This window comes from Conexibacter arvalis, from assembly GCF_014199525.1.
GTDB classification, from domain to species: Bacteria; Actinomycetota; Thermoleophilia; order Solirubrobacterales; family Solirubrobacteraceae; genus Conexibacter; species Conexibacter arvalis.
Window position 1 is genome coordinate 300,725 of sequence record NZ_JACHNU010000001.1, and the last position, 16,767, is coordinate 317,491.

The 16,767-nt window shown below is 78.5% G+C and carries 13 protein-coding genes; 7 read left to right on the forward strand and 6 right to left on the reverse strand.

The genetic code is table 11. From position 1 onward, the window contains the following. Positions 1-25: 25 nt before the first annotated feature. Positions 26-730: an enoyl-CoA hydratase-related protein gene (locus BDZ31_RS01405; RefSeq protein ID WP_183338266.1), complete on the reverse strand. Its 705-nt coding sequence runs from the start codon at positions 728-730 to the stop codon at positions 26-28. Further along, positions 727-909, reverse strand: coding sequence for a hypothetical protein (locus tag BDZ31_RS01410; RefSeq protein ID WP_183338267.1), 183 nt, complete (start codon positions 907-909; stop codon positions 727-729). The genes BDZ31_RS01405 and BDZ31_RS01410 overlap by 4 nt, the downstream gene beginning before the upstream one ends. A gap of 110 nt (positions 910-1,019) precedes the next feature. On the opposite strand from BDZ31_RS01410, the gene BDZ31_RS01415 reads away from it, so the two are divergent. Beyond that, positions 1,020-1,838 (forward strand): alpha/beta fold hydrolase, encoded by an 819-nt coding sequence (locus BDZ31_RS01415; protein ID WP_183338269.1) that lies wholly within the window; start codon positions 1,020-1,022, stop codon positions 1,836-1,838. A 124-nt stretch (positions 1,839-1,962) separates the two neighbouring features. On the opposite strand, the gene BDZ31_RS01420 is transcribed toward BDZ31_RS01415, so the two are convergent. Together BDZ31_RS01420 and BDZ31_RS01425 are read right to left on the reverse strand one after the other, a co-directional pair. Continuing rightward, positions 1,963-4,713: an AAA family ATPase gene (locus tag BDZ31_RS01420; RefSeq protein WP_183338272.1), complete on the reverse strand. Its 2,751-nt coding sequence runs from the start codon at positions 4,711-4,713 to the stop codon at positions 1,963-1,965. Between the two features lie 10 nt (positions 4,714-4,723). Continuing rightward, positions 4,724-7,465 (reverse strand): AAA family ATPase, encoded by a 2,742-nt coding sequence (locus tag BDZ31_RS01425; protein ID WP_183338273.1) that lies wholly within the window; start codon positions 7,463-7,465, stop codon positions 4,724-4,726. Between the two features lie 250 nt (positions 7,466-7,715). Here BDZ31_RS01425 and BDZ31_RS01430 point away from each other — a divergent pair, with 250 nt between their 5' ends. From BDZ31_RS01430 to BDZ31_RS01440, 3 genes are all read left to right on the forward strand, one after another. Further along, positions 7,716-8,615: a sensor histidine kinase gene (locus BDZ31_RS01430; RefSeq protein WP_183338275.1), complete on the forward strand. Its 900-nt coding sequence runs from the start codon at positions 7,716-7,718 to the stop codon at positions 8,613-8,615. Positions 8,616-8,759: 144 nt separating this feature from the next. Then, complete coding sequence (locus BDZ31_RS01435) at positions 8,760-9,698, forward strand: RNA polymerase subunit sigma-70 (protein ID WP_183338277.1); 939 nt, start codon at positions 8,760-8,762, stop codon at positions 9,696-9,698. Between the two features lie 145 nt (positions 9,699-9,843). Beyond that, positions 9,844-10,791, forward strand: coding sequence for an NAD-dependent epimerase/dehydratase family protein (locus BDZ31_RS01440; protein WP_183338279.1), 948 nt, complete (start codon positions 9,844-9,846; stop codon positions 10,789-10,791). Between the two features lie 4 nt (positions 10,792-10,795). On the opposite strand, the gene BDZ31_RS01445 is transcribed toward BDZ31_RS01440, so the two are convergent. Next, a complete protein-coding gene (locus tag BDZ31_RS01445) occupies positions 10,796-11,428 on the reverse strand; it encodes an STAS domain-containing protein (protein ID WP_183338280.1) in 633 nt (210 codons plus the stop codon). 155 nt (positions 11,429-11,583) lie between these two features. Here BDZ31_RS01445 and BDZ31_RS01450 point away from each other — a divergent pair, with 155 nt between their 5' ends. Further along, positions 11,584-12,630, forward strand: a complete 1,047-nt coding sequence (locus BDZ31_RS01450; protein ID WP_183338282.1) for a LuxR C-terminal-related transcriptional regulator — start codon at positions 11,584-11,586, stop codon at positions 12,628-12,630. 19 nt (positions 12,631-12,649) lie between these two features. Here the strand turns inward: BDZ31_RS01450 and BDZ31_RS01455 are convergent, their stop codons facing one another. Beyond that, a complete protein-coding gene (locus BDZ31_RS01455) occupies positions 12,650-14,572 on the reverse strand; it encodes an acyltransferase family protein (RefSeq protein WP_183338284.1) in 1,923 nt (640 codons plus the stop codon). Between the two features lie 118 nt (positions 14,573-14,690). Between BDZ31_RS01455 and BDZ31_RS01460 the strand changes: the two genes are divergently transcribed. Beyond that, on the forward strand, positions 14,691-15,191 hold the full coding sequence (locus BDZ31_RS01460) for a hypothetical protein (RefSeq protein ID WP_183338286.1): 501 nt from the start codon (positions 14,691-14,693) through the stop codon (positions 15,189-15,191). Positions 15,192-15,319: 128 nt separating this feature from the next. Then, positions 15,320-16,723 carry a Vgb family protein gene (locus BDZ31_RS01465; protein WP_183338288.1) on the forward strand — a complete coding sequence of 468 codons (1,404 nt, stop codon included), beginning with the start codon at positions 15,320-15,322 and terminating at the stop codon, positions 16,721-16,723. Positions 16,724-16,767: the final 44 nt, after the last annotated feature.

Consider the following 16,767-nt stretch of genomic DNA (forward strand, 5'->3'; position numbering starts at 1 on the left):
GGTTGCGGCGCCCCCCGTGCCCGCGTCAGCCGCCGGCCACCGTGAGCCAGCCGTCTGCGAGCGGGTCGGGGCCGTCGCACTCGGCGAGCGCGGGGGCGCGCAGGCGCAGCTTCGTGTCGGCGTAGGCGCGGGCGTCGAGCGCGGCCAGGTCGCGCGCCGCGGCGAGCGCGCGCTCGCCCACCTCGGCGGCCGGGACGACCTCGTCGACCGCGCCGCCGTCGACGAGCGACTCGGCCGCGACGTTCTCCGCACCGAGCGCGAGCCGGCGGGCGGCCGGACCGGTCAGCTCGGCCCGCACGACCGCGAGCGCCGCGCGCGGATAGGGGATCCCGACGCGCACCTCGGCCAGCCCCAGCGGCGCGCCCGCGGCGGCGACGCGGCGGTCGGCGCAGAGGGCGAGGATCATCCCGCCCGCGATCGCCGCGCCGCCGACCGCCGCGACGACCGGCAGCGGCAGCGCGTACCACGCCGTGAAGGCGGCGTCGAGCGCCGCGACCGTCCGCCGCTGCCCGGCCGCGTCGAGCGCCGGCGTCGAGCGCAGGTCCATGCCGGCGCTGAAGCAGCGCCCGGCGCCGGTCAGCACGACCGCCCCTGGCCGCTCCTCCGCGAGCCGCTCCGCGGTCGCCGTCAGCGCCTCCAGCAGCTCGGCGTCGAGCGCGTTGACCGGCGGGCGGTCGAGCGTCACGACCGCCACGTCGCCGGCGGCGGCGACCGTCACCACGCCGCTCACGGCCGCACCGCCGCGCCGCCGTCACACCCCACGCCGGCCGCCCGCGGCCGCCGCTCGACCTGCACCGCCGCGCCGCCGTCACGGCCCACGCCGGCCGCCCGCGGCCGCCGCTCGACCTGCACCGCCGCGACGCCGTCACACCCGGCCGCTCGCCGCCGCTCGATCGTCTGCCGCCCCATCTCGTCGCCTCCTCGCTCGACCGCTGACGGCCGCCACGCTATCGCCGCGCCGCCGCCGTCGGCGCCGCCTCGGCCCGCCGCCCGCCCGCGACCGTCTAGCCTTGCGCCGCATGCGCGCGCCCGCCCGTCTTCCCGCCGCCTTCACGCCGCTGCACCGCGGCGGCTCCGGCGAGCCGCTCGTGCTGCTGCACGGCTTCACCGACACCTGGCGGACGTGGGAGCTGACGCTGCCGGCGCTGGAGCGCCGGCACGACGTGCTCGCGCCGACGCTCGCCGGCCACGCCGGCGGGCCGCCGCTCGACGGCGAGCTGCACATGGCGCTGCTCGCCGACGAGGTCGAGCGGGCGATGGACGCCGCCGGCTTCGAGACCGCCCACGTCGCCGGCAACTCGCTCGGCGGCTGGGTCGCGCTGCAGCTGGCGGCGCGCGGCCGCGCGCGCACGGTGACGGCGCTGGCGCCGGCCGGCGGCTGGGACGAGGGCGACGACTCCTTCCGGGAGGTACTCGCCCACTTCACCGAGATGCGCATGCAGCTCGCGCCGCTCTTCCCGCACGCCGACGCGATCGCCGCAACGGAGGAGGGTCGCCGCCGCGCGATGCGGCTGATCGCGACCAACTGGGACCACATCCCGGCCGAGCTCGTCGCGCATGAGATCCGCGGCGTCGTCGGCTGCGACGGCGCCGAGGCGATGATCGCGCTGGCGCTGCGCGAGGGCTGGCCGGTCGAGGCGGAGAAGATCGCCTGCCCAGTGCGGGTCGTGTGGGGCACCGGCGACCAGGTGCTGCCGTGGCCCTCGGCGGCGGCGCGCTACCGCCGCGACTGGCTGCCGCACGCCGACTGGGTCGTTCTCGACGACGTCGGCCACTGCCCGCAGCTCGACGTCCCGCTCGAGGCCGCGCAGCTGATCGCCGGCTTCACCGGCGCCTGACGCGGGACGGACCCGCCGCCGCGCGGGAGCATCGGCTTTCCGCACGTGCTGAGGACGTGCAAAGAGCCAATGCGGCGTCGGGTGGGGGCCGGGCGGGGGCTGGCTGGCCGAGGCGCCGGGGCGCTCAGCCCGTCTCGCCGGCGAGCATCGCCGCCAGCTGCGTGCGCGAGCGGAGGCCGAGCTTGCGGTAGATCGCGCTGAGGTGGTGCTCGATCGTCTTCGCGCTGAGGAACAGCGCCGCCCCGACCTCGCGGTTGGTGCGGCCCTCGGCGACGAGCAGCGCGACCTGCAGCTCGTGCGGCGTCAGCTCCTCGACCGGCGTCACCGCGCGCGCCGGCGCACCGGCCGCCGCGCCGGTCGCGCGCAGCTCGGTGCGGGCGCGGCTCGCCCACGGCTCGGCGCCGAGCCGGTCGAAGGTCGCGAGCGCACGCTCGAGCCGCTCGCGCGCGGCGGCGCGGCGACGGGCGCGTCGCAGCCGCTCGCCGAGCAGCAGCTCGGTGCGGGCCCGCTCGAACGGCATCTCGACCAGCCCGTGCGCAAGCAGCGCCTCCGCGCCGATCCGCTCGACGTCGGCCTCCTCGGCGAGCAGCAGGCGACCGCGCGCGGCGACGGCGTCCGACCACGCGCCGGCGGTGCGATCCGCGCCCTCCTCGAGCCGCGCGAGCGCCCGCGCGGCCTCCTCGCGGCGGCCGGCGCGCACGAGCGCCTCGACGAGATCGGGCGCGTACATCGTCAGCGCCGGCTCGCCGAGCGGCAGCCCGCGGTCGATCGCGTCGGCGCGCGCGAGCACGGCGGCCGCCGCCTCGGCGCGGCCGGCGGTCAGCTCGGCGAAGCCGAGCGCCGCGAGCGAATGGAGCACCGTCGCCGCGCCGGCGGCGACCTCGGCGAGCGCGACGCCCTCCTCGCCGTGGGCGCGCGCCTCCTCCAGCCGCCCGATGCCGGCCTCCGCGCGCGTCAGCGCCGCGAGCGTCAGCGCGAGCGTGCCGGTCTGCCCCGTCTCGCGCGCGAGCCGCACCGCCTCCTCGGCGTCGGCGTAGGCGGCCGCCCACCGTCCGCGGCGCCAGTGGAGCTGGGAGCGGACGCCGAGCGGGAACGGCAGCCGGCCGACCGCGCCGGCCTCGCGGGCGATCGCGATCATGCGGCCGGCGATCCGCTCGACGCGCTCGAACCGCTCGATCCACAGCGACGCCATCGCCGCCATCCCGACCAGCTCGGCGAGATCCGACAGCGGGTCGAACTCGTGCAGCAGCGGCTCGGCGCCGCTCAGCAGCGCGTCCCCCTCGCGCGAGCGGCCGAGCGCGATCAGCGCCTCGCCCTCGGCGACGCCGGCCGCCATCGCCAGCTCCGGCGAGACGCCCTCGGCCTGCGCCCGCGCCTGCGCGGCGAGCTCCGACAGCTCTGCCATCTCGCCGCGGTACATGTGCGCGAACGACGCCTCCAGCAGGTAGCGCGCGCTCGCCGCCCGGTCGCCCCGCGCGGCGGCGCGCGCCGCCAGCGAGCGCAGCGCGCCGACCGCCTCGAGCGGGTCGCCGCCGCGCATCAGCACGTGCGCGCGCAGGTGCTCGGCGCCGGCCCGCACCGCGGCGTCGTCGCTCTCGGCGGCGCGGCGGGCCAGCTCCAGCGCCCGCTCGCCGTGGCCGGCGACGGCGTGGTCGCGCGCCGCCTCCAGCTCCAGCGCGGCGCGCGCGGTCGGCTCGCGCGACAGCTCGGCGGCGCGGCCGAAGGCGCGCGCCGCCTCGGCGTGGGCGCCGCGCTCGCGCGCCTCCTCGCCGGCCGCGCGCAGCGCCGCGGCCGCCTCCTCGTCTGGACCGAAGGCGGCGCCGGAGAGCTGCCAGGCGCGGTGCTGCACGTCGCCGAGCGCAGCCGCGAGCGCGCGATGGGCGGTGCGGCGCTCGCCGCTCGGCGCGGCGTGGTAGGCGGCGGCGGTCAGCAGCGGATGGCGGAAGGCGAGGCCGCCGTCGCGCTCGACCAGCAGCCCGGCGGCGCGAGCCGGCGCGAGCGCGTCGCCGTCGGCGCCGACGGCGGCGAGCGCCCGCTCGATCGCCTCCGGCGGTGAGCCGGCGCCGGCGGCGAGGAGGCAGAGCGCGGCGCGGGTCGTCGCCGGCAGCTGCGCGAGCTGGCGCTCGAAGGCCGCCTCGACGCGGCCGCCCGATGCCGGCGGGCCGCTCAGCGGCGCCTGCCCCGTCCGCTGCGCGGCCGACAGCGCACGCGGCAGCTCGCGCAGCGCGAGCGGGTTGCCGGCGCTGACCCGCAGCAGCGCCTCCGCGACGTCGTCGGCGAGCGGCGCCCCGTCGCGCAGCAGCGCGAGCGCGTCGGCCCGCGCCAACGGCTCCAGCCCCAGCCGCTCGACGCTCGGCGCCGCGACCGGACCGCCGTCGCTGTCGCGCGCGGCCAGCACGATCCCGACGCCCTCGGCGTCGATCCGCTGGGCGGCGAACAGGACCGCCTCGCGCGACGCCGGGTCGAGCCAGTGGACGTCGTCGACGACGACCAGCAGCGGCCGCTCGTCGGCGGCGAGGCCGAGCAGCCCGAGCACCGCGGCCGGCACGGCGAAGCGGTCGCGCGGCAGCGCCCGCTCGAGCGCGAGCGCCCCGGCGAGCGCCGCGCGCTGCGCCTCCGGCAGCCCGTCGAGCAGGTGCAGCGCCGGCGCGAGCAGCTCCGACAGCGCGCCGTACGGGATCCCCGCCTCGGCCTCGAAGCCGGCGGTCCGCAGGACGCTGGCGTCGGCCGGCGCCTGCGCGACGGCCTCGGCGAGCAGCACGCTCTTGCCGATCCCGGCCGGCCCCTCGACGAGCACCGCGAAGCTCCGCCCCGCGCCGGCGCCGCGGACGAGCTCCGCGAGCTGCTCGCGTTCGCGCGACCGTCCGTACAGCATGGGCGCCAGTCTAGGCCGGCGGCTCGGCCTCCGATGCGGCGAGCGCGCGCGCCAGCTCGGTGCGCGAGCCGACGCCGGCCTTGCGGTACAGCCTCGTCAGCCGCCGCTCCAGCGTCTTCTCGCCGAGGTGGAGCGCGGCGGCGATCTCGCGGTTCGTGCGGCCGTCCGCGACCAGCCGCGCGATCTGCCGCTCCTGCGGCGTCAGCGGGACGGCGTCGGCCGCCGTCGCCGGCGCGGCGTCGAGACCGACGCGCGAACGGGCGGCGAACGGGGCGGCGCCGAGCCGCTCGAAGCCGGCGAGCGCCCGCGCGAGCGGACGGCGCGCCTCGGCGCGTCGCTGCGCGCGGCGCAGCCGCTCGCCGATCGCCAGCTCGGTGCGGGCCAGCTCGAACGGCATCGCGAGCGACTCGGCGGCGGCGAGCGCGGTGCGCGCGCGCTCGTCGAGCTCGGCGTCGGGCGCGAGCGCGAGCGCGCCGCGCGCCGCGACCGCGGCGGCCCAGCGGGAGCCGGTCTCCCGCGCTCGCGCGGCGAGCGCGTCGACGGCGGCGCGCGCCTCCGCGGCGCGGCCGGCGGCGAGCTGCGCGTCGATCAGCTCGGCGGCCCACATCGTCGCGGCCGGATGGCGCAGGTTGCGATTCGCCTCCAGCTCGGCCGCTCGCTCGGCGGCGCGCACGGCGGCGTCGGCGCGCCCGGCGACCAGCGCGGCGAGCGCGGCGGCGGCGTGGGCGTGGATCGCGATCCCGTCGGCCCGCTCGCGGTCGGTGATCGCGAGCGCCTCCGCGACGCCCGCGCGCGCCTCCTCCCCTCGGCCCTGCGCCGCGTCGACGCGCGCCAGCCAGGCGAGCGCGAACGCCAGCAGCGTCTCCTGGCCGGTCTCGCGCGCGACCTGGACCGACTCGCGCGCCGCCTGCGCGGCGGTCGACCAGCCGCCGCGGCGGAAGGCGAGCTGCGCCCGCACCGCGAGCGGATAGGTCAGCCGCCCGAGCGCCGAGGCGCGGCGGCAGGCGGAGACCATCGCGTCGGCGATCGCGGCGGCGCGGTCGAAGTCGCCGCTCCACAGCGAGGTCTGGGCGGCCATCCCGACGATCTCGCCGTGCGCGACGAGATCGACCGCGTCGAGCCGCTCGACGGCGGCGGCGAGCGTCGCGCGTCCCCGCGCCTCGCGGCCGAAGGCGATCTCGGCCTCGCCGGCGACCAGCTCGACCAGCACCTCCTGCTCGCCGCCGGTGCCGGCCGCGGCTCGCCGCGCCCGCTCGACGATGTAGACCTGCTGCTCGACCTCGCCGGTCATGAACGGCGCGACCGACGCCTCCAGGAACAGCGCGGCGGCCGCGGCGCCGTCGCCGGCCGCGAGCTGCCGCTCGCCCTCGGCGGTCAGCTCGCGCAGCGCGCGGTGGGCCTCGCCGCGGCGGATCGCGAGGTTGCCGCGCAATCTCGCGACGGCCGCGCGGACCGGTTCGCCGGCGTGGCCGGAGGCGGCGTCGAGCAGCGCGAGGGCGCGATCGTGGTCGCCGGCGGTCGCGGCGTCGGCCGCGGCCTCCAGCTCGCGCAGGCCGCGCGCGGCGGCGGTCGCCGACAGCTCGGCGGCGCGCTCGAAGGCGGCCGCCGCCTCGGCGTGGCCGCCGACCGCGCGCGCCTCGCGGGCGACCGCCTCCAGCGCGTCGGCCGCACCGGCGTCGGAGTCGTCCGCGGCGGCCGCGAGGTGCCAGGCGCGCAGCGGCGCGGCGGGCGCAGTCGCGGCGAGCGCCCGGTGGGCAGCGCGGCGCTCCGCGGGGGCGGCCGCGTAGTAGGCGGCGACCCGCATCAGCGGATGGCGCAGCTCGACGCGGCCGTCGTCGACGCGCACGACGCGCGTGCGCTCGCCGGCGTCGAGGGCGCGCGCCGGCAGCTCGAGCCGCGCCAACGCCGCCAGCAGCCACGACAGCGGACCGCGCTCGAGCGCGGCGGCGACGGTGATCGCGCGCCGCGCGTCGGCGTCGAGCCCGTCGACCTGCCGCGCGAACGAGCGCTGCAGCAGCGGCCCGAGCCGCAGCGGCAGCTCCAGCGGCGCGCGGCCGGCGCGCTGCGCGCGGGTGAGCCCGGCCGGCAGCTCCAGCAGCGCCAGCGGGTTGCCGGCGGCGGCCTTCGCGACCGCCTCCCGCACCGGCTCCGACAGCGCGCCGCCGACGTCGCGCAGGACCGCGCGGGCGCTGTCGCCGTCGAGCGGCCCGACCGGCAGCCGGTCGACGCCGGGCGCGTCGACCGCCTCCTCGCCGTCGCGCGCCGCCAGCAGCAGCGCGACGGGCAGCGCACCGAGGCGGCGGGCGGCGAAGACGATCGCCTCGCGCGAGGCCGGGTCGAGCCACTGGAGGTCGTCGACGAGCGCGAGCACCGGCCACCGCTCGCCGGCGACGCCGAGCAGCGCGACGAGCGCCAGCGGCACCGCCAGCCGCGCCTGCGGCGTCGGCGGCTCCAGCGCCAGCGCGACGCCGAGCGCCTGCGCCTGCACCGGCGGCAGCCGCTCGCGCAGCTCCAGCAGCGGCTCGACCAGCTGCCGCAGGCCGGCGTAGGGGATCGCCGTCGACGCCTCCGAGCCGGTCGCGCGGACGACGGTCATGCCCTCGCCGGCGCGCGCGGCCGCCGCGGCGACGAGCGCAGTCTTGCCGATCCCCGGCTCGCCGTCGAGCAGCAGCGCGCCGCCGGCGCCGCGACGGGCGCCGTCGATCAGCTCATCGATGCGCGCCAGCTCGTGCGCGCGCCCCCACAGCAGCACGGGCGTCAGTCTCGCACCGCGCCGCGCGATGAGGAACCCTCCCGATCCCGTGCCGCGCTCGGGATCGCGGCGCGCGCGGCGTCGGCTGCGCGTGGCAGGCGGGGAGCCCCGCACGGGCGCGCGGCGGCTTGGCGGCGGCGCGCGCGGCGTCGGCTGCACGTGCCAGGCGGGGAGCCCCGCACGGGCGCGAGCAGAAAATGAGGAGGCCCCCCGATGTGGGATCGGCGGGTGACTGCGACCGTCGAGCGCGATGTTGCTGGCGACCGAGACGGAGCGACCGGTCGGCGCGTCCCCGCGCGAGCGCCTCCATGACGCGGCCGCCGCCGCGATCGCCGAGATCCACGCGCACGCGACCGCGGCGCGGACGCTCGTCGGGCGCGACGACGCCGCCGCGCGGGCCGCGATCGCCGCGATCCGCGCCCGCGCCGCCATCGCGCTCGGCGAGATGCGCGCGCTCGTCGCGCTGTTGCCGGCGGCCGCGGGCCGCGCCCTCGCCGACGACGTCCACGACACGCTCGGCCACGCCCTCTCGCTCGCCTCGCTGCTGGCCGGCGGCGCCGCCGCGCGGCTCGCGACCGAGCCGGCGCTGGCGCGCGACGCGCTCGCGCAGCTGGCAAGGCTGAGCGCCGACACCTCCGCCGAGCTGGAGCGGCTGCTCGGTGCGGAGGCGGCAGGCGAGCGCGGAGTGGCGACGCCGCCCACCGGCGAACGCGGAGCCCGGCTCTCAGCCGTCGCGCCGCTGGCACCGCCGCCGAGCGGGGGCCGCGGCCGCCGTTCGCAGGCCGCCGCCGCGGTCGAGCAGCTGCGGAGCCTCGCGTGCGCCGGATCGGTGACCTTCGACGTCGACGGCGCGGCGCTCGCGGCCGCGCCGCCGGAGGTCGCGGCCGCCGTCCATCGGATCGTGCGCGAGGCGCTCACCAACGCCCGCACCCACGCCCGCGGGGCGCCGGTCCGCGTCCGCGTCGCCGACGATGGCGGCGGGGCGCTCGCGGTCGCGGTCGTGAACCCGCCGGCGCACTCGCCCGCGGCGCCCGGCTCGGGACGCGGCATCCCCGGCATGCGGCGCCGCGCCCACGCGGTCGGCGGCGCGCTCGCCGCCGGCCCGACCGGCGACGGCGGCTTCCGCGTCGACGCCCGCCTGCCGCGCTGAGCGGCGGCCCCGCCTCGATCGCGCGGCCACGCGTTGCCTGGCGGCTCGGGCCGGTCGGCCGCGCCGCCCGCTGGCGCGCAGCGCCCTCGGACAGAATGAGCGGGTGACCGATGAGTTCCGCCGCCGGCCGGCGTTGGAAGAGACATGACGACCGCTCCCGACGACGACTTCGCGGCGAGACTGGCGCCCTACCGCCGCGAACTGCACGTCCACTGCTACCGGATGCTCGCCAACTTCGACGAGGCGGAGGATCTCGTGCAGGAGACCTTCCTGCGGGCGTGGAGCAGACGCGAGACCTTCGGCGGCGAGCTGAGAGTGCGCGCCTGGCTCTACCGGATCGCGACCAACGCCTGCCTCGACGCCCTGCGCCGCAGCAGACGGCAGGCGCCGACCGGCTCCTACGCCGAGATCCCATGGCTGCAGCCCTACCCGGACCCGCTGCTCGACGAGGCCGCGCCCTCCGAGGAGGCGCCCGACGCGGTCGTCGTCGCGCGCGAGACGATCGAGCTGGCCTTCCTCGCAGCGATCCAGCTGCTGCCGCCGCGCCAGCGGGCGGTGCTGATCCTGCGCGACGTGCTCGAGTGGTCGGCCGCCGAGACCGCCGACGCGCTCGACCTCACCGTCGCCTCCGCCAACAGCGCGCTGCAGCGGGCGCGCGCGACGCTGGAGCAGCGCGCGTCGCGCGACCGCCCCGCGGCCGCGCCGAGCCCCTACGAGCAGGAGCTGCTCGCGCGCTTCGTCGACGCGCACGAGCGCCAGGACGCGGACGCCGCGCTCGCCGCCGTGCGCGACGACATCCGCGTCACGATGCCGCCCTACCCGTGGCTGTTCGAGGGCGTGGAGGCGATCGCGGGCCTGCTGGCGAGAGCGTTCGGCGGCGGCGAGTTCGGCGGCGACTGGCGGCTGCTGCCGACCGCCGTCAACCGGATGCCGGCGGCGGCCAGCTACCTGCGCAGGGATGGCGACACCGTCTTCCGTCCGATGAAGCTCGACGTGCTGCGGGTCGAGGGCGACCGGATCGCCGAGATCACGACCTTCGGGCCGCAGCCGTTCGCGGCGCTCGGCCTGCCGCCGTCGCTGTAGCGGCGCCGGAGGGCGGCGGCGCGCTCTCCCGCCGGCCGCGTTGGCCCGCTCGACGCGCATGCGATTGGTCCTTCACGCGGACCACTTCCGCGCGTACGCTGGCCGCGTCCGCACCGGACCTGGCCCTTCCACCGAGGAGATCGACATGCGGGTGTTCCTTGCCGGTGCGACCGGCGCGATCGGCCGGCCGCTCGTCCGCCGCCTGCTCGCCGCGGGCCACGCGGTCGTCGGGACGACGCGCACGCAGGGGAGAGCCGCCGCGCTGCGCGCCGCCGGCGCCGAGGCGGTCGTGCTCGACGCGCTCGACGCCGCCGCGCTGCGCCGCGCGGTGCTCGACGCCCGCCCCGAGGTCGTGCTCAACGAGCTGACCGACCTCTCGGCGCCGCTCAACCCGCGCCGCTACGCCCAGTGGCTGGAGAGCACGCAGCGGCTGCGGACCGAGTCGACCGCGACCCTGCTCGACGCCGGCCGCGAGGCGGGCGCCCGCCGGATCGTCGTCCAGTCGGTCTGCTTCGTCACCGCCCAGCGGGGACCGTGGGTGCTCGACGAGGACGCCCCGCTCGACGACGCCGCGCCGGAGCTGACCGAGCCGGTCGCCGCGATGGAGCGGATGGTCGTCGACGCCGACGGGATCGAGGGGCTCGTGCTGCGCTACGGCTGGTTCTACGGCCCGGGGACCTCGATCGGGCCGGGCGGCCAGCACGCCGAGATGGTCCGCCGCCGGCGGCTGCCGATCATCGGCGCCGGCGACGGCCGCTGGTCGTTCGTCCACGTCGACGACGCCGCCGCGGCGACCGTGCTCGCGCTCGACGCCGGCGGCCGCGGCGTGCTGAACGTCGTCGACGACGAGCCGGCCCCGCAGCGCGAGTGGGTTCCGGAGCTGGCGCGCGCGATCGGAGCGCCGCCGCCGCGAACGGTGCCGGCGTGGCTGGCGCGCGCGGTCGGCGGCGAGCTGATCGTCCGCACTGGCACGACGATGCGCGGCGCCAGCAACGCCCGCGCACGTGAGCGGCTCGGCTGGAGACCGGGGCGGCCGAGCTGGCGCGAGGGCTTCGCGGAGACCTTCGCGGAGCGCGCCGCCGCGAACGTCTGAGCGCTCACACGGGGACGTGGTGACGGCCGCGCTCCCAGCTGCGGCGGCGCTCGCTCCAGCCGGGCGGGAGCCCGCCGTCGACCGCCTCGACCAGCTCGAGCCAGCCGAGCGCGTCGGCGTAGTCGCCCATCGCCGCCGACCGCGCCGCCCAGCGCAGCGAGCGCCCGACGGCGCGCCGGCGGCGCGCCGCCAGGTCGCCGCCCGCCGTCGGCGCGAGCGGCCCGTCGCCCGCAGCCCGCGGCGGTGCGGCCGCGTCCAGCGCCAGGCGCGCATCGACCCTGGTCGGAACCGGCCACAGGCGCAGCTCTCGATGAGCGGTGAAGATCCGTGCGTGCAGCGCCTCGGGGTTGCGCATGACCGCGGCGACCGGGCTCGCGAGCGTCGCGGTGGCCACGATGCGGAGCAGCCGTCCCTGCTGCCCCGCATCGAGCTCACCCGCCGCGCTCAGATCGAGCACGAGCCCGAGGCGGGCTTCCGCCGTCAGCTCCTCGATCCTGTTGCGCAACGTCATGGCGGCGGCGCGGTCGAACGGCCCTTCGAGCACGAAGAGCGCCGCACCGTCCGGGGGGAAGGCGAGCCGCCAGCGGCGTCCGAGCGATGGGCCCGTGACCGCCGCGGTTGCTTTGCAACCGTTCACCATTCCACCGTATCCGCCGCCACCACCACTCAAGGATGGTCGTGCGCTACTCGTTGGGGCGGCCCCGCCAACACGCCTTAATCCTCATGGAAGCGAGCCAAACGCGGGAGACTCGGACCTGCGGCGCCTCCCGAACCGAGGAACGAGGTGGTCTCATGGCTGCGAGCGCCAACTCCAGAGCGGTCAGAGCGCGCGATGCGCTCGCGGACGCACCGGCCGCCGACCCGCGCGAACCGCTGTGGTCGCATGAGCCGGCGCGGATGACCGTCGCGCCGGACGGGACGATCGCGACATGGAGCGGGGAGGCGCGCGAGCTGCTGGGGTGGGCGGAGCGCGAGGTGCTCGGCAGAGCGCTCTCGTCGCTGCTGACGAGCCCGTCGCCGGAGGAGGCGCGGCGGCTGCTCGACGCCGTCCTCGACGGGCGGCCGCTCGACGGGCTCGCCTGCGCCTGCCGCACGAAGGAGGGGCCGGCCTCCCCGCTGCGCCTGAGCGCGGCGCTCCGTCGCCGCGGCGAGGAGCCGGCCGTGCTGGAGGTGCGGCTCGCCTGCGCCGGCCTGACCGGCTGGTCGCTCGCCGAGCACCCCGAGCTCGACCTCGAGCGGATGGCCGGCATCGGCACCTGGAAGTGGTCGTACGCGACCGGCGAGATGACCTGGTCGCGCCAGCTCGCCGTGCTGCACGGCGAGCATCCGGCGCGGACCGGCTCCGGCGACCGGCGGCTCGCGGCCGCCGCGCATCCCGACGATCGCGCCGCGCTCCAGCTGCTGCTGGAGCGGGCGGCGCTCGACGGCGGGCCGGTCACCGCCCGCTATCGGCTGATGCGCGCCGACGGCGGGCTGCGGCACGTCCACCTCCACGCCGAGGTCGTCTGCGACGCGGACGGCGTCGCCTCCGCGCTGGTCGGCTACGTCCAGGACGTCACCGCCCTGCCGGCCGTGATCCACGACGGCGGCGCGGAGGGGATGCGCTCCGCGCCGGGCGAGACGGTCCTGCTGCGCCGGCTCAGCGCACGTCAGCGGGAGGTGCTCGCGCTGCTGTCGGATGGGCTCGGGACGGCGGAGATCGCCGCTCGTCTCTACCTGTCGGAGTCGACGGTGAAGTGGCACGTCAAGAAGATCCTGCGCGCCCTCAACGCCGCCAACCGCGCCGAGGCGGTCGCGCGCTACCTGCGCGCCCTGGCCGCGGCGCCGGCGCCGCGCTGAGGCGCGGTGCCGGCCCCGCTCAGCGCCGGATCGCCGCGGCGACGGCGCGCATGTAGGCGACGGCGCCGGCGGGGCGGGGATGGGTGCCGTCGTCGTACAGGAGGTCGCCGTCGTCGCTCGCTTCGTGCCAGTCGGCGACGGTCGCCTGCGGCCAGGTCGAGGCCAGCTCGTCGAGCTTCGCGTTCGTCTCGTCGGCCCAGCTCGCCTCCGGGGAGCGGACGTTGACGAGCACGACGCGCGGCACGCCCCTCAGCGCCTCCTTCAGCTCCAGCAGGTCGTCGCGGTAGAGCGGCCCGTTCTCGCCGGTCTGCACGACGACGACCGGCGGCAGGCCGCCGCTGTCGCGGTACTCGCGCAGGCGGGCGGCGATCTCGGCCGGTTGACGCGAGACGGCCGCGTCGACGCGCGCATGCAGGCGCCGCTGGAGCGGCTCGATCGCCGCCAGCATCACCGACGCGCCGACCGCCAGTATCGGCCCGCGCGGCGCGGCGCGCCGTCGCGACGCCGGCGCCGCACCGGAGCCGGCGGCGTCCCTCGCCGCTTCGCCCGCTTCGCCCGCGCCGCCCGCCCCGCCCGCGCCGCCCGCGCCGCCCGCACCGCCTGCGCCGCGCGCCCCGGCCGGCCGCCTGCCGTCGCCGGCGGCCCCCAGCGGCGGGCGGCCCGCCGACGCCGCCAGGCCGGCCGCGGCGGCGGGGGCGCGTGCGAGCGCCGACTCGGTGTGGGCGGCCGGCAGCTCCCGCTCCGCAGCCGGCCACGCCACCGCGCCCGCGACGAGCAGCGCCAGTGCGGCCGGCGCGGCGGCCAGCGCGACGCGGCGGCGCGGCGCGGTCAGTCCGCCGAGCCACGCCCGCAGCCGCGCCTGGGCCTCGCCGTGCCGGACCGGCATCTCGACCCAGCGATAGGAGAGCGCGGCCAGCGCCACCGTCGCGGCGATCTGAAGCGGGACGAGCAGCCGCAGGTCGAGCCGCACGTCGAGCTCCGGCCGCGTCAGCGCCATCACCGGCCAGTGCCACAGGTAGATGCCGTAGCTGCGCGCCCCGATCCAGACGAGCGGCGCCCAGCCGAGCGCGCGCGCGACGCGGCTGGAGGGATGGGAGGCGCTCGCGATCAGCAGCGCCGCGCCGACGGCGACCAGCGTCAGGCCGCCGGTGTAGACGAACGGGTCGCGGTCGACCCAGCCGAGCACGCCCCACAGCACGATCGCGAGGCCGACGACGCCCATCAGGTCGAGGTCGAGCCGCGCGCCGCCGCCGACCATGCGGACCCCCGGCCGCATCGCCGGCCAGGCGAACGCGAGCGCGACGCCGATCAGCAGCGGCGTCGCGCGCGTGTCGGTGCCGTAGTAGATCCGCGTCGGGTCGGCGGCGGGATCGTGGAGCAGCGCCATCAGCAGCGCCGAGGCGGCCGCGGCGGCGAGCGCCAGCAGCGCGACGCTCGCCGGCCGCAGCCACCGCAGCCCGAGCAGCAGCAGCGGCGGCCACAGCAGGTAGAACTGCTCCTCGACCGCCAGCGACCAGAAGTGCTGGAGCAGCGACGGCCGCCCGAACGCCTCGAAGTACGAGCGCTCGGCGAAGACCTGATGCCAGTTGTTGACGTACAGCGCGGAGGCGAGCGCGTCGCCGCGGAGCGCCGGCAGGTCCTCGGAGGAGAGCAGCGCCACGGCCGCCAGCGAGACGACGATCACGAGCAGCGCCGCCGGCAGCAGCCGCCGCGCCCGTCTGAGCCAGAAGCGCAGAAGATCGACCGACCCGGTGCGCGCGTGCTCCTGCAGCAGCAGCGAGGTGATCAGGAAGCCGCTGAGGACGAAGAAGAGGTCGACGCCGAGGAAGCCCCCGGGAACCCAGTCCACCCGTCCGTGGAAGAGCACGACCATCGCGACCGCGAGCGCGCGGACGCCGTCGAGCCCCGGCCGATACGCCAGGACCTTGCCCTGACCCGTCACCAGCTCAGGGTAGCCTCGCTGACGGCCCCACCGAGACCGAGCGCGGGCGCGCCCGTTTCCCATCGGCGCGCGCGGGAATGACCCGCGTGACGCACGACCGAACCAAAGGACCCACCGCATGACCGTTTCCCTGCCCAACCGGATCGCGCTGCTCGCCGTCGCGCTCCTCGCGATGCTCGCGCTTCCCGTCGCCGCGCGCGCCGACGACCAGTCGTTCGCGCGCACCGCGATCGAGCGATCCCAGGCGCTGGGCAGATACGAGCGCGCCGTCAACAGAGCGATGAACCGCCTCGCCCGCACCGGCCCGAAGTCGTACGCCGCGACCCGCAGAGTCGTGAGAACCGCGATCCGCCAGGTCGTCCGCACGCGCACCGGCATCAGAAAGCTCGAGACGTCGACGCCGGCCGGCGCCGACGCGAAGGCGACGCTGCTGCGTCTGCTCGCGGTCGAGCAGCGCGCCTACCGGACGCTCGACCGCGCGATCGCCGCCGGCCAGCGGGGCAAGTCCGGAACCGCGCGGACGCTCGTGACGCGCGCCAACCGGCAGCTCAGATCGATCACGAGAGAGGCGATCGCGCTCGGCATGGAGCTGAGCCGGCTCGCCGCCGGCGTCGCCTGACGCCCGGGCGGCCGCGCCGCTCGCTCTGTCGCCGACTCGACAGAGCGAGCGTGCGGACGCCGACAGTCGCCGTAAGCTGCGGGCGCGAGTCTGTCGGAGCACGCCGAACTCGACCGAACGAGGCCCCGATGCGATCGATCCGCCGTCCGCAGCTCACCGCGCGCGCAGCGCTCGCCCCCGCCGCGCTGCTCGCGCTGGCCCTCTCGCCCGCCGCCGCCGGCGCCGCGCCGGCCGTCGCGGGCGAGCTCAGACTGACCGAGACGCCCCGCCAGCTGGCGCAGGGACCGGACGGCGCCGTCTGGGTCGCGCTCGCGGGCCCGACGAACGAGCTGGCGCGCATCGCGCCCGACGGCACGGTCACCGAGTACGACAACCCGAGATTGAGATCGCCGGTCGGGATCGCCGCCGGGCCCGACGGCAACCTGTGGCTGACGCAGGCGGCGGAGGTCGTGCGCGTCTCGCCGGCCGACCCGACGAACGGCACCGCCTTCCCCGCTCCGGCGATCGGAACCGCCCAGGAGATCGTCGCCGGGCCGGACGGCAACCTCTGGACCGCGTCGCTCGACAACGCGCTGCGGATCACGCCGGCCGGCAACGTCAGACAGTTCCTCGTCTCGGGCATGCAGGCGCGCGGGATCGCCGACGTCGGCGACGGCACGCTCGCGATCGCCGACTTCGGCGGCGCGCGGATCGTCCGCCTGACGACCGACGGGGCGGCGACCTTCGTCCCGACTGGCGGCAACCCGATGGACGTCGCCGCCGGCGCCGGCGGCCAGCTCGCCTACACCAACCCGCTCGCGACGCCGCAGCAGCTCGGCCGCATCGCGCCCGGCGGCGGCGCCGTCACGACCGACGTGCCGCAGACCGACCCGTTCGGGATCGCCTACGGCGCCGACGGCGCGTACTGGGTCGCGAACTTCGCGGGCGACAGCGTCAGCCGCTTCACCGCCGACGGCGCCGTCGCGCCGCTGCCCGGGCTGAGCGCCGGCGCCGGGCCGCGCTGGGTCGCGCCCGGCCCCGGCAACACGCTGTGGGTCGCGCTGGAGACGGCGAGAGCGGTCGCCCGCATCACCGGCGTCGAGCCGGCGCCGACCGGCGGCGGGAGCGGCGGAGGCGGGAAGGGCGGCGGCGGGGGCGGCAGCGGAGCGGACACGACCGCGCCCCGCGTCACCGGCGTCGCCGTCGACCTGCGGCGGACCGCCAGGGGATCGCGCGGCCGGCTGCTGCTGACGCTGTCGGAGCGGGCGACCACGACGATCAAGGTCGAGCGGCGCGTCGCGGGCCGCCGAGCCGGCGGCCGCTGCGCGGCGCCGAGACGGGCCCGCCGCGGCGCGCGGAGATGCGTCCGCTGGGTCTCCGCCGCCAAGCCGGTCCGCCGCCGGCTCGGGCGGGGCCGCCACGTCGTCCGGCTCGCCGGCGGGCGGGTGCTGGCGCCGGGCCGCTACCGCGTCGCGATCGCCGCCCGCGACGCCGCCGGCAACGCGATGCGCACCCGCACGTTCGCCTTCCGCGTCGTCAAGCTCGCGCGCTGAGCGGACCGCGCGGTCCGGCGCCGCGGCCCACCCCCCGTCGGCGG

Excerpts from the sequence above, each read along its gene's own strand:
- BDZ31_RS01410 (WP_183338267.1), bottom strand. The coding sequence starts at position 909 with ATGGGGCGGCAGACGATCGAGCGGCGGCGAGCGGCCGGGTGTGACGGC.
- BDZ31_RS01415 (WP_183338269.1), top strand. The coding sequence starts at position 1,020 with ATGCGCGCGCCCGCCCGTCTTCCCGCCGCCTTCACGCCGCTGCACCGC.
- BDZ31_RS01420 (WP_183338272.1), bottom strand. The coding sequence starts at position 4,713 with ATGCTGTACGGACGGTCGCGCGAACGCGAGCAGCTCGCGGAGCTCGTC.
- BDZ31_RS01430 (WP_183338275.1), top strand. The coding sequence starts at position 7,716 with ATGTTGCTGGCGACCGAGACGGAGCGACCGGTCGGCGCGTCCCCGCGC.
- BDZ31_RS01435 (WP_183338277.1), top strand. The coding sequence starts at position 8,760 with ATGACGACCGCTCCCGACGACGACTTCGCGGCGAGACTGGCGCCCTAC.
- BDZ31_RS01440 (WP_183338279.1), top strand. The coding sequence starts at position 9,844 with ATGCGGGTGTTCCTTGCCGGTGCGACCGGCGCGATCGGCCGGCCGCTC.
- BDZ31_RS01450 (WP_183338282.1), top strand. The coding sequence starts at position 11,584 with ATGGCTGCGAGCGCCAACTCCAGAGCGGTCAGAGCGCGCGATGCGCTC.
- BDZ31_RS01460 (WP_183338286.1), top strand. The coding sequence starts at position 14,691 with ATGACCGTTTCCCTGCCCAACCGGATCGCGCTGCTCGCCGTCGCGCTC.
- BDZ31_RS01465 (WP_183338288.1), top strand. The coding sequence starts at position 15,320 with ATGCGATCGATCCGCCGTCCGCAGCTCACCGCGCGCGCAGCGCTCGCC.